At 73.4% G+C, this 11,977-nt stretch carries 12 protein-coding genes; 8 read left to right on the top strand and 4 right to left on the bottom strand.

What is annotated here, in order from left to right; translation table 11 throughout:
• Window positions 1-45 precede the first annotated feature (45 nt).
• Window positions 46-924 carry a helix-turn-helix domain-containing protein gene (locus N8J89_RS24335; RefSeq protein WP_283659316.1) on the bottom strand — a complete coding sequence of 293 codons (879 nt, stop codon included), beginning with the start codon at window positions 922-924 and terminating at the stop codon, window positions 46-48.
• A gap of 104 nt (window positions 925-1,028) precedes the next feature.
• Here N8J89_RS24335 and N8J89_RS24340 point away from each other — a divergent pair, with 104 nt between their 5' ends.
• From N8J89_RS24340 to N8J89_RS24370, 7 genes are all read left to right on the top strand, one after another.
• Entirely contained in the window at window positions 1,029-1,520 is a 492-nt protein-coding gene (locus N8J89_RS24340; protein WP_283659317.1) for a TspO/MBR family protein, read from the top strand.
• A gap of 13 nt (window positions 1,521-1,533) precedes the next feature.
• Entirely contained in the window at window positions 1,534-2,988 is a 1,455-nt protein-coding gene (locus N8J89_RS24345; RefSeq protein WP_283666237.1) for an SDR family oxidoreductase, read from the top strand.
• A 61-nt stretch (window positions 2,989-3,049) separates the two neighbouring features.
• Window positions 3,050-3,334: a WhiB family transcriptional regulator gene (locus tag N8J89_RS24350; protein WP_283659318.1), complete on the top strand. Its 285-nt coding sequence runs from the start codon at window positions 3,050-3,052 to the stop codon at window positions 3,332-3,334.
• 15 nt (window positions 3,335-3,349) lie between these two features.
• Entirely contained in the window at window positions 3,350-4,255 is a 906-nt protein-coding gene (locus N8J89_RS24355; RefSeq protein WP_283659319.1) for a MerR family transcriptional regulator, read from the top strand.
• A gap of 97 nt (window positions 4,256-4,352) precedes the next feature.
• Window positions 4,353-5,423: a polyprenyl synthetase family protein gene (locus tag N8J89_RS24360; protein ID WP_283659320.1), complete on the top strand. Its 1,071-nt coding sequence runs from the start codon at window positions 4,353-4,355 to the stop codon at window positions 5,421-5,423.
• Window positions 5,424-5,425: 2 nt separating this feature from the next.
• On the top strand, window positions 5,426-6,901 hold the full coding sequence (crtI, locus tag N8J89_RS24365) for a phytoene desaturase family protein (RefSeq protein ID WP_283659321.1): 1,476 nt from the start codon (window positions 5,426-5,428) through the stop codon (window positions 6,899-6,901).
• A gap of 95 nt (window positions 6,902-6,996) precedes the next feature.
• Window positions 6,997-8,556, top strand: a complete 1,560-nt coding sequence (locus N8J89_RS24370) for an alpha/beta hydrolase (protein WP_283659322.1) — start codon at window positions 6,997-6,999, stop codon at window positions 8,554-8,556.
• A gap of 4 nt (window positions 8,557-8,560) precedes the next feature.
• Here N8J89_RS24370 and N8J89_RS24375 read toward each other — a convergent pair whose 3' ends face one another.
• The 3 genes from N8J89_RS24375 to N8J89_RS24385 are packed head-to-tail and all read right to left on the bottom strand — an operon-like array spanning window position 8,561 to window position 11,474.
• Window positions 8,561-10,141 (bottom strand): DUF5722 domain-containing protein, encoded by a 1,581-nt coding sequence (locus N8J89_RS24375; protein WP_283659323.1) that lies wholly within the window; start codon window positions 10,139-10,141, stop codon window positions 8,561-8,563.
• A 44-nt stretch (window positions 10,142-10,185) separates the two neighbouring features.
• Window positions 10,186-10,680: a dihydrofolate reductase gene (locus N8J89_RS24380; RefSeq protein ID WP_283659324.1), complete on the bottom strand. Its 495-nt coding sequence runs from the start codon at window positions 10,678-10,680 to the stop codon at window positions 10,186-10,188.
• Entirely contained in the window at window positions 10,677-11,474 is a 798-nt protein-coding gene (locus N8J89_RS24385; RefSeq protein WP_283659325.1) for a thymidylate synthase, read from the bottom strand. The genes N8J89_RS24380 and N8J89_RS24385 overlap by 4 nt, the downstream gene beginning before the upstream one ends.
• Before the next feature lie 103 nt (window positions 11,475-11,577).
• On the opposite strand from N8J89_RS24385, the gene N8J89_RS24390 reads away from it, so the two are divergent.
• Complete coding sequence (locus N8J89_RS24390; protein ID WP_283659326.1) at window positions 11,578-11,976, top strand: TOBE domain-containing protein; 399 nt, start codon at window positions 11,578-11,580, stop codon at window positions 11,974-11,976.
• Window position 11,977 lies beyond the last annotated feature (1 nt).

The raw sequence follows: 11,977 nt of genomic DNA on the forward strand, positions 1-11,977 counted from the left end.
GTCGGGCCCCGGCCGTGGGACATGCGGCGGATTGCGCGGTATCGGTCAGATCTTGCGGTAGACCGAGGGCCGGACGCCGACCTGGCCGAGGAAGGCCGCGGACAGCGCGCCGGGGCTGGCGAAGCCGCAGCGCTCGGCGATCTGGTCGATGGTCAGGGTGGTGCCGGTGAGCAGTCGCTGGGCCTGCTCGATCCGCAGCCGGGTGAGGTGCCGGTGCGGGGTCTCGCCGGTCGCCTCCCGGAACACCCGGATGAAGTGGAAGACGCTCAGGTGCACCTGGGCGGCGATGTCGGCCACCCGCAGCGGCTCGGCCAGCCGGTCCCGCATGATCGCCTCGGCCGCGCGGACCGCGGCGTGCTCGGGGCCGGGCCTGTGCTGCTGGCGGCCCTGGGTGAGCAGGTGGGTGACCAGGAAGGCCGCGGCGGACTCGGCGTAGAGGTCGTTGGCGTCCTGGGCGGCGGGCAGGGCGCGGACCAGGTGTTCGACCAGCGGGTCGCCCGCGGTCAGCGCGGCCGAGAGCGCCTGGAAGTCCGGTTCCGCGCCGCCGAGCTGGGCCGCGGTCCGGCGCACGGTCGCGGAGGGGATGTGCACCTGGACGGTGCGCATCGCCGACCTGGACCGGTAGCTGCGCACGCTGGACAGGCCGGGGACCATCAGCTCCAGGCTGCCGGGCACCCAGCGGCGGCGGACCGGCTTGCCGTCGGCGGCCACCTGGATGTCCACGTCCCCGGCCACGCAGAGCACCAGGTGCAGGTCGGCCACGCCGGGCAGCGGCAGGCACTCGGCCTCGGGGGCGTGCGCGAAGCTCTGCACCAGCATCGACCGCCAGCCGGAACCGCCCCAGCTGCAGTACTCGCGCCGGACGGACTTCGGCGAGCCGGGGTTCGCATACGGCGCCAGGTCGAAGTCGGCCGAGTCGAACACCCCGCCCAGTCTAGAGATCGTGACGCCTGGCGGCCGGTCTCCGGTTGTCCACTTCCTGCCGCCACCCTAGAATCGATCCACATTCGATTCAGACGGGAGGAGCCATGGCCACTGCCAGCCATCCGACCGTGCCCCGCCAGCTCGGCGCGGGCGCGGTCTTCGCCGTCTCGGTCGTGCTCGCCGCGACCCTGGGCGCGCTGGCCAGCACGAGCACCTCGGCCGACTACCTGGCCCTGCGCCAGCCGTCCTGGGCCCCGCCGTCCTGGCTGTTCGGTCCGGTGTGGACGGTGCTCTACGCGATGATCGCGATCTCCGGCTGGCTGCTCTGGCGGCACACCAGCGGACCGGCGACCCGCTCCGCGCTCGCGGCCTACGGCGTGCAGCTGGCGCTCAACGCGGCCTGGACCCCGATCTTCTTCGGCGCGCGGCTGTACGGCCTGGCCTTCGCCGAGCTGGTGCTGATGTGGCTGGCCATCGGCGTGACGGTGTGGCGCTTCTTCCCGCTGCACCGGACCGCGGCGGTGCTGCTGCTGCCGTACTGGGCCTGGGTGAGCTTCGCCGGGGCGCTGAACTTCGCCATCTGGCGACTGAACTGAGCCGGTGACCAGCATGCGTTGTGTCGTCTTCGGCGCCACCGGCTACCTCGGCGGCAGGCTGGTGCCCGAGCTGCTGCGCGCCGGCCACCAGGTGCGGGCGGTCGCGCGCGATCCGGGCAAGCTGGCCGAGGTGCCCTGGCGGGACTCGGCGGAGATCGTGCCGGGCGACGTCCTCGATCCGGACTCCGTCACCGAAGCCGTGCGGGACCAGGAGGTCGTCTACTACCTGGTGCACTCGCTGAACCGCCGCGACTTCGTGGCCCTGGACCGCGAAGCCGCCCGCACGGTGGCGCGGGCCGCGGCCGGAGCCGGGGTACACCGGATCGTCTACCTGGGCGGGATCACCCCGGCCGGGGAGCGGTTGTCGCCGCACCTGGCCTCGCGGGCGGAGGTCGGGGAGATCCTGCTCGCCTCCGGGGTGCCCACCGCGGTGCTGCGCGCGGCGATCATCCTCGGCTCCGGCTCGGCCAGCTTCGAGATGCTGCGCCACCTCACCGAACGACTGCCCGCGATGGTCACCCCGCGCTGGGTGCGCAACCGGATCCAGCCGATCGCGGTCCGCGACGTGCTGCACTACCTGGTGCGCGCCGCGGAGCTGCCGCCGGAGGTGAGCCGGGGCTTCGACATCGCGGGCCCGGACGTGCTCACCTACCTGGCGATGATGCGCCGGTACGCGGTGGTGGCCCGGCTGCCGCGCCGGGTCGTGCTGCCGGTGCCGGTGCTCACCCCGTGGCTGTCCGCGCAGTGGGTGAACCTGGTGACGCCGGTGCCCAACAGCATCGCGGTGCCGCTGATCGAGTCGCTGGTGCACGAGGTCGTCCAGCAGGACAAGGACATCGCCGCGCACATCCCCGACCCGGACGGCGGCCTGACCGGCTACGAGCGGGCCATCGAGCTGGCGCTGGCCCGGGTCAGGGACGCCGACGTGCCGACCCGCTGGTCGGACGCGGGCGACCCGGCCGACCCGCTGCCCACCGACCCGGAGTGGTCCGGCGGCACCCGCTACCTGGACGTCCGCGAACGGCACACCCCCGCCGCGGCGGAGACGGTGTGGCGGGTGATCGAGGCCATCGGCGGCGAGCACGGCTGGTACTCCTTCCCGCTGGCCTGGTCGGTGCGCGGCTGGATCGACCGCCTGGCCGGTGGGGCCGGCCTGCGCAGGGGCCGCCGCGACCCGCGCCGGCTGCGCGCCGGCGAGGCCCTGGACTGGTGGCGGGTGGAGCACCTGGAGCGCCCGCGCCTGCTGCGGCTGCGCGCGGAGCTGCGGGTGCCCGGCCGCGCCTGGCTGGAACTGTCGGTGACCCCGGCGGACTCCGGCGGCTCGGTCTACCGGCAGCGGGCGATCTTCGAACCGCACGGCCTGGCCGGGCACCTGTACTGGAAGTCGGTCGCGCCCTTCCACGCGGTGGTCTTCGGCGGCATGGCCCGCAACATCACCGGCACGGCCGAGCGCCGCCCTTCGAGTTGAATCGGTTGCGAATCGGTTCTACCGTAGAGGGCGGAACCCCTCAGCCAGGAAGGAGCCGGTGATGCCCGAACTGAGCCGATTGCCCAAACCGGTCGTCGAGGAGTGGGACTGGCAACTGCGGGCCGCCTGCCGGGGCCGCGACGTGGCACTGTTCTTCCACCCGTTCAACGCCAGAGGGGTGAGCCGCAAGGCCCGCGAGGAGGCGGCCAAGGCCGTCTGCGCCTCCTGCCCGGTGGTGCCGGAGTGCAGGCGGCACGCGCTGGAGACCGAGGAGGTGTTCGGGGTCTGGGGCGGCCTTGGAGAGAATGAGCTGCGCGAGCTGATCACCCGGCAGCGGCGAAGATGAGGGGAGCGTCCCGGCATGATCGGACCTGGGGAGAGGCCGGCCTCGGGTGAGTGGACGCCGAAAGCGGTGGCCCAGCGACTGGGCGTCTCCGCGATCACCCTGCGCACCTGGGAACGCCGCTACGGCCTCGGCCCCGGCGATCGCCAGCCGGGCAAGCACCGCCGCTACACCGAGGAGGACGTGCGCAGGCTCCGCCGCATGGTCGAGCTGACCGGTCAGGGCATGGCCGCGGCCGCGGCGGCGGCCACCGCGCTCGCCGAGTCGGACCCGGCGGCCGGACCGGTGTTCCCCACGACGCCCGAGCTGACCACCGAGTCGGCCGTGCGCGGACTGCACGCGGCCGCGCTGCGCATGGACGCGCCCGCGCTGCGCCACCTCACCCGCACCGCGATCGCCGAGTTCGGCGTGATCGGGGCTTGGGAGCGGGTGTGCACGCCGGTGCTGGTCGAGCTCGGCCAGCGGGTGGCCGAGTCCGGCAGCGGTGTGGAGATCGAGCACGTGATCAGCGACAGCATCGAGCACGTGCTGCGCGAGCTCACCCACCTCCCCGAACAGGGCAACCTGTGCGCCCTGCTCTCCGCCGCCCCCGACGAACACCACACCCTGCCCCTGGACGCCCTCGCCGCCGCACTGGCCGGCCTGCGCCGCAGCTCCCGCATGCTCGGCGCCAGGGTGCCCCCGGCCGCGCTGCTGGGCGCGGTGCGGCGGTTACGGCCGCTGGTGACCGTGGTGTGGTCGCACCAGCCGGCGACCGCGCTGGCCACCCCGGTGCGGGAGCTGACCGAGGACCGGCGCACGGTGCTGGTGCTCGCGGGTCCGGGCTGGGCGGAGGTCGAGGTGCCGGAGCACGCGCGACGGGTGCAGGACCTGCGCGGGGCGGTGCGGTTCATCGACGAGGCGGCGAGCAGGCGCTGGGGCTGAGGCGGCCTGCTTTCGCACTACAGAGCGGTTTGGCGTGCGACTGCCCGCACCCGCTGTTTAGCTCGGCCATGATCGCCCCAACCGCGAGGAGGCCCCGATGTCCGTGGTGACCGACACCCCGCTGGTCTTCCGCGGCCTGCTGGCGGAGGAGCTGGCCGACTTCTTCGCCCGGGCGCCGCACCGGGAGCTGGTGCCGGAGCTCGCCGACGAACTGTCCGCCCTGATCCTCAGCGGCGGCAAGCGCCTGCGCCCCGCCTTCGCCTGGTGCGGCTGGCTGGCCGCGGGCGGTCCGGCGACGGGACCGGCCGCGCGCGCCACCCTGCGCGCCCTGGTCGCACTGGAGCTGCTCCAGGGTTGTGCGCTGGTGCACGACGACGTGATGGACCGCTCCGCCACTCGCCGGGGCAGGCCGAGCGCGCACGAGGCGTTCGCGCGGCGGCACGAGCGCGGGGCCTGGGCGGGGCAGGCCCGGCGCTATGGCGAGTCCTCGGCGATCCTGGTCGGGGACCTCGCGCTGGCCTGGGCGGATGACGCGCTGGTCACCGCGGGGCTGCCGTCGGCGGCGCTGGGCAGGGCGTGGGAGCCGTGGCGGGCCATGCGCACCGAGATGATCGCCGGTCAGCACCTGGAACTGCTGGGCGGGGCGCGGCGGGCGGAGTCCACCGCCGAGGCGGTGCGGGTGGCCGAGCTCAAGACCGCCGCCTACACCGTGGAGCGGCCGTTGCAGCTGGGCGCGGCGATCGCCGACGGCGCACCGGAACTGGTGGCCGCGCTGCGCGCCTACGGCCGGGACGTCGGGGTGGCCTTCCAGCTGCGCGACGACCTGCTCGGCGTCTTCGGCGACTGCGCGCGCACCGGCAAGCCCGCCGAGGACGACCTGCGGGAGGGCAGGCGCACGGTGCTGATGACCACCGCCCTGGAACTGGCCCGCGCGAACGGAAACCGGGTCGCCGAGCGCATCCTGCGCGCCTGCCTCGACGGCGGTGCGACCGACCTGGAACGGGTGCGGACGCTGCTGATCGACCTCGGCGCGGTGGCCGCCGTCGAGCAGCGGATCGACCAGCTGACCGACCGGGGCCTGCGCGCGCTCGACCGCCTGCCCCTCGCACCCGAACCCCGCGAACAGTTGCGCCTGCTGGCTTCGCGGGCCACCCGGCGCGGGCGGTAGGTGTGGCGCGCGCCGTCAGCGGCCGCACCGAGGAGGTCGTGGTGGTCGGGGCCGGGCTGGCCGGACTGGCCACCGCGCTGCACCTGCGCGGCGCGGGCCACGAGGTCACCGTCCTGGAACGACTCCCCCATCCCGGCGGACTGGCCGGGCGGCTGGACGTGGACGGCCACCGGATCGACCCCGGCCCCACCGTGCTGACCATGCCCGAGCTGCTCGAGGAAGCGCTGGCCGCGGTCGGCGAAAGTCTGGCCGACCACCTGCAACTGCTCCCCCTGCACCCGGCCTACCGGGCCCGCTTCCACGACGGCAGCACCCTGGACGTGCACACCGGGGCCGCGGCCATGGAGCAGGCCGTGCGCGAGTTCGCCGGGCCCCGCGAGGCTGAGGGTTACCTGCGGATGCGGTTGTGGCTCAAGCGGTTGTACGAGGTCGAGCGGGACCGGTTCATCGGCTCCTCCTTCGACTCCCCGCTGGACCTGCCGATCCGGGACCTGCTCGCGCTGGCCCGACTCGGCGGTTTCCGCTCGCTCTCCGGCGCGGTGGGCCGGTTCCTGCGCGATCCCAGGCTCCAGCGGGTCTTCACCTTCCAGGCCCTCTACGCCGGCGTCTCCCCCGCCGACGCGCTGGCCGCCTACGCGGTGATCTCCTACATGGACACCGTCGCCGGGGTGTGGTTCCCCAAGGGCGGCATGCGCGCGGTGCCCCAGGCCATGGCCGACGCGGCGCACGGTGCGGGCGTGCGTTTCCGTTACGGCGCGGAGGTTGTCCGGCTGGAGCGCACCGGCAACCGGGTGCGCGCGGTGCACACCCAGGAGGAGCGTTTCCCCTGCGACGCAGTGGTCCTGGCCACCGGACCCGGCCCGGCCCGCGAGCTGCTGGTGCGGCCACCGCGCAGACCGCTGCGGCCGAGGTGGTCGCCCTCGGCGGTGGTGGTGCACCTGTCCGCCGAGCACGTCGCCGAAGACCAGGCGCACCACACCATCTCCTTCGGCCGCGCGTGGAAACGCACCTTCCGCGAGATCGTGCGGCAGGGCAGGCTGATGAGCGACCCGTCCCTGTTGCTGACCACGCCCACGGTCACCGACCCCGGCCTGGCGCCGCCGGGCAGGCACCTCCAGTACCTGCTCGCCCCCTGTCCACACCTGGGAAACTCGACCGTGGACTGGTCCCGCACCGGCCCCGCCTACGCCGAGGAGCTGGTGGATGTCCTGGCACAGCGCGGAATCCTGCCCGACCGGACCGCGGTGACCCGGCTGTCGCTGACCACCCCGCTGGACTGGGCGGCCGGCGGACAGGCGGCGGGCACACCGTTCTCCTTGGCGCACAACGTGTCCCAGACCGGGCCGTTCCGGCCGGGCAACCTGCCGTTCCGGGACGGCAACATCGTGCTCGCGGGCAGCGGCACCACCCCGGGAGTGGGCATCCCGCCGGTGCTGATCTCCGGCCGCCTGGCCGCCGAGCGCGTGCACGGCGGCTAGTCCGGAACCGGTCAGCCTCCGGACTTGACTGTGCCGCGACGGCACGGTTTGGACTCTTCGGTGTCCGCAGGATCGACCCGAAGAGGGGGAACAACATGCGCAGGCGATCGCTCGCCGCCGTGGTCGTCCCGGTGCTCGCGGGTGGGCTCATCGCCGGGATGTCCCCGGCGCTGGCCGACCCGGCCGAGGCGCTCGGCACCACGCACATCCCGGCCCGCTACGCGAAACAGACGCTGGACTGGCACCTGTGCACCGCCGAGGAGCTGCCCTCGCCGGTGCCGGGGCTGGAGTGCGCCACCTACCGCACGCCGAGGGACTGGGAGCGCCCGCACCAGCGGCCGGAGCTGACCATCGCGATCAGCCGGTTCGCCGCCACCGGCAAGGCCACCGCCTCGGTGCTGACCAACCCCGGTGGCCCCGGCGGTCCCGGCCGCACGCTGCCCGCGGTCTTCCGCAACCAGAGCAAGCTGCGGGAGCACCAGGAGGTCATCGGGATCGACACCCGTGGCACCGGCAAGAGCACCAACGTCAGCTGCGGCGGCGCGATTGGCTCCGAGCTGATCCCGGACGCGCGCGACCGGAACCCGGCCAACCTGGACCTGGTCGTGGACACGGTGCGGCGCCAGGCTGCGGACTGCCGGAAGGCCTCCGGCGAGCTGGGGCCGTTCATCAACACCTTCCAGATGACCAAGGACCTGGACCTGCTCCGGGTGCTGCTGCGCCGGGACAAGATCAACTGGATTGGCTACTCCGCGGGCACCTGGCTGGGCGCGCACTACGCCCAGCGGTTCCCGAACCGGGTCGGCCGGTTCGTGCTGGACTCCGCGACCGAGTTCACCGCGAGCTGGCAGCAGTCCTTCGACTGGCAGCCGATGGCCTTCGAGCGGCGCTGGCGGCAGGACTTCCTGCCCTGGATCGCCCGCTACGACGCCAAGTACCACTTCGGCGCCACCGCCGAGGCGGCCCGGCAGAACTACGAGCGGATCCGGCAGGCGCTCAGCCGCAAGCCGGTGGTCATCGACGGCATGAAGATCGGCCCGACCGAGCTGGACCTGCGCACCCTGGGCGAACTGAAGTCCAAGGCCCGGTTCACCGCGCTGGCCGAGGACTTCGTCCGGCTGCGCACGCTGACCGAGCCGGGCACCCCGGAGCAGGCCAAGATCGAGGCTCGGGACGGCCTCAAGGAGGGGGTGGCCAAGCAGCGGGCCGAGGCGCCGGACGCGCTGGTGGCCACGCTGTTCAACACGCTGTGCAACGACGGTCCGTGGACCGGTGACCGTGAGTCGCTCATCCGCCGCTCGCAGCAGTTCCTCGACCGCGGCCAGACCCTGCACAGCGGCTGGCTGGGCTTCCAGGTGTGCGCGTTCTGGGGCACCCAGCCGCGCCCGCTGCCCAAGCTGGACGGCAAGGGCGTGCCGCCGGTGCTGATCGTGCACGCCGAGCACGACGGGGCCACCGCGATCGAGGGCGCGCGCCGGGCGCACGCGGCCTTCGCGAACTCGCGGCTGCTGACCGTGACCGGCGAGGGCGACCACGGCGTCTACGGCATGGGCAACCCGGCCGTGGACAAGATCGTCAACGCCTACCTGGTCGACGGCGTGGTCCCGGCGGACCAGAACGTGCCAGGCATGCCGCTGCCCGTCCCGGCAGGCTGAGCGCTCAGGCGGCCGAGTAGCCGAGCAGCGCCTCTACCTGCTGGCCCTCACACTGCGGATCGGCGGCCACGAAGTGGTCGCCGATCCGCGGCACCAGGCAGCGGTAGAGCGCGGTCCGGCCCGGCGCGGGGGCGGTGTGCACCGAGCCGACCGGACCGAGCGGCGGCAGCCCCTCGCAGCGCGGATCGGTGGTGAGCAGGTTGTGCCCGCCCACCCCGCACTCGTAGAGCACCGCGGTCCCGGCCGCGGGCTCGCGGAGCAGCAACCAGGACTGCTGGGCGGTGAAGCCGGGCGGCAGCAGCCGGGAGGTGGCCCAGTGGCCGCGGGCCGGGTTGAACCCGCGCACCAGCCTGGTGTGCGGCAACTGCTCGAACCCGCAGGACAGCCCGCCCCGGCCGAGGTCGGCGCGGTTGGCCAGCGCCCAGGTCGTCCACGCCGGTTTGGGCGCGCCGTTGTCCTGCCACAGCCCGAGTGCGAGCCCGGCGCCGGTCTCGTCGGGGTGGTCGCGCATCCGGTGGTACACGTGGCTGGTCACGCCGGGGGTGCCCAGCACCGCGCGGAAGGAGTCGCAGACCGCGGCGGCCTGCCGCTCCGGGGTGGACGGCGCGCTGGAGTTGATCCCGCTCTCGGTGAGCTGGATGTCGGTGGCCGCGACGCTGCCGGGGAACTCCGCGGCCAGCCAGCCGGCCAGCACGCCGAGGTTGCCGTAGGTGACGTACGGGAAGTCGTCCGCGCTGGTCTCCGGTCGCCGCAGATCCTTGGGGTACGGGTGGAAGGCGACCCGCCACTGCCGCGCCCCGGCCCGCGCGGCCAGCGCGCGCAGCACGTTCTGCCCGGCCAGCACCGGTTCCCGCGCCGACGGGCTTTCCAGCTCCACGCCGAACCGGTGGTCCAGCGAGATCAGCACCTTCGCGTGCGGCTGCTCGGCGATGACCCGGTCGTAGGCGGCCACGTACAGCTCGCTGATCTCCGCCAGCCACCGCTGCCGGTCGCAGGGCACGCCCTGGCCGCAGCCGATGTCGAACCAGGTGTTGGTGTTCACCTCGTTCAGCACCACGAAGTCGGCCACCCGCCCGTGCCCGCGCAGCCCGCTGTACCGGCGGGCCAGCATGCCGGCGAACCGGGCGTAGTCGGCGGCCTGGTTCGGCGTGCAGTGCACCTCGAAGCCCGGCTCGGCCGGGGAGCACGGCTTGGCGTAGCGGGCCCAGGCCGGGGTCCCGTAGGTGACGCCGGTGACCACCAGCCCGCGCGCGGACCAGTCCTTGATCGCGCTGTCCACCTCGGCGGGGACGCGGAAGCAGTGGTTGTCGAAGAGCTCCTCGCCCTCGGCGCAGGGCGCCGGTTTCCGGCTCGGCTCCCACTCCGCCCAGACCAGGTTGAGCGCCACCCCGCCGGTGTTGTTGCCCGCGATGGTGTCCTTGTCGGCCCAGGAGTCCGGCTGGATGGACTTGATCCGGTAGCCGTCACGTGCGGGGTAGGGCAGCGGATCCGTGGTGGCCGAGGCGGGTGCGGTGAGCAGGCCGCCGCAGAGCAGGACGATCAGCGCGACGGCCAGCGACGGCGTGCGGCTGAGGTGGACCTTCACCAAGTGCTCCGATCCGGCGCGTCGACAGTGGCTCGGCTGTTGGCCTACCCGGTGTTGATGCTGCCAGAAACGAGCGCCGAGGTGTCCCAGGTCAGGAAGCGGTAGTGCAGCCCGGTCTCGGACGCCAACCAGGCCCCCGCGGCATCCGGCGCGCGGCCCACTCCGGGCGCGTGCGTGTCCCCCTCGAAGGACTCGCGGATCTCGGTGACCACGATCCGGTCGGCGAACGGCAGCGCCGCCCGGTACACCGCCGCGCCGCCGATCACCCACACGTCCCCGGTCACCGCGGCCAGTGCCGCCGCCAGGTCGGGGAAGGTCTCCGCGCCCTCCTGCGGGGTGCGCGAGAGCACCAGGTTGCGCCGGCCCGGCAGCGGCCGGAACCGCGGCGGCAGCGACTCCCAGGTGCGGCGGCCCATCAGCACGGTCGCGCCCGCGGTCAGCGTGCGGAAGTGCTTGAGGTCCTCCGGCAGGTGCCACGGCAGCGTGCCGTCGCGGCCGATGACGCCGTTGGCCGACTGCGCCCAGACCAGCCCGATCACACCGCCACCGGGGCCTTGATGCCGGGGTGCGGGTGGTAGCCGTCCAGGGCGATGTGCTCGTAGGTGTAGTCGAACAGGCTCTCCGCGGGCTTGAGGCTCAGGCTGGGGAACGGCCGCGCCTGGCGGGCGAGCTGGGTGCGGACCTGCTCCTCGTGGTTGTCGTAGATGTGGCAGTCGCCACCGGTCCAGATGAAGTCGCCGACGCCCAGGCCCACCTGCTCGGCGATCATGTGCGTGAGCAGCGCGTAGCTGGCGATGTTGAACGGCACGCCGAGGAAGAGGTCCGCGCTGCGCTGGTAGAGCTGGCAGGAGAGCTTGCCGTCGGCGACGTAGAACTGGAAGAACGCGTGGCAGGGCGGCAGCGCCATCCGCGGGATGTCGGCCACGTTCCAGGCGGAGACGATGATCCGCCGGGAGTCCGGGTTCTCCCGCAGCGTGCGCAGCACCTCGCTGATCTGGTCGACGTGCCCGCCGTCGGGGGTCGGCCAGGACCGCCACTGCACCCCGTAGACCGGGCCGAGGTCGCCGTCCGGCGCGGCCCACTCGTCCCAGATGGTGACGCCGTGCTCGCGGAGCCAGTTGACGTTGGCCTCGCCGCGCAGGAACCACAGCAGCTCGTAGGCGATCGAGCGGAAGTGCACCTTCTTCGTGGTGATCAGCGGGAAGCCGTCGGCGAGGCGGTAGCGCAGCTGGTGACCGAAGATCGACCGGGTGCCCGTGCCGGTGCGGTCCTGCTTGCGCGCGCCCGTGTCGAGTACCTGGCGGAGCAGGTCTTCGTACTGCGTGTCCAGCATGCCCGCGAGCCTAGACGAGGGGCTCGACCCGCTCCGCGACCCAGCGGCGGCGGGTCTCCACCCCGCCCTGCCGATCCGCTGACGCGGATCTATAATCGCTTTCATGCCGAATCTGCGGATCAGTGAGGCCGCCGCGCTGCTGGGCGTCAGCGATGACTCCGTGCGCCGCTGGATCGACCAGGGCCGGTTGACCGCGCTCACGCTGGACAACGGCCGCAAGGGCGTGGCCGGCACCGAGCTGGCCGCCTTCGCCCAGCAGCTGTCCGAGTCGGCCGAGCCCGGCGTCACGGTCGCCGCCTCCGCGCGCAACCGGATGAAGGGCATCGTCACCCGGGTGGTCAAGGACGGGGTGATGGCGCAGGTCGACATGCAGGCAGGCCCGTTCCGGATCGTGTCGCTGATGAGCCGGGAGTCCGCGGAGGAGCTGGGCCTGGAGGTCGGCAGTGTCGCGGTGGCCTCGATCAAGTCCACCCATGTCGTCGTCGAGATCCCGGAGGCCTGAG

Origin of the sequence: Crossiella sp. CA-258035, from assembly GCF_030064675.1 — a bacterium.
Classification (GTDB): Bacteria; Actinomycetota; Actinomycetes; order Mycobacteriales; family Pseudonocardiaceae; genus Crossiella.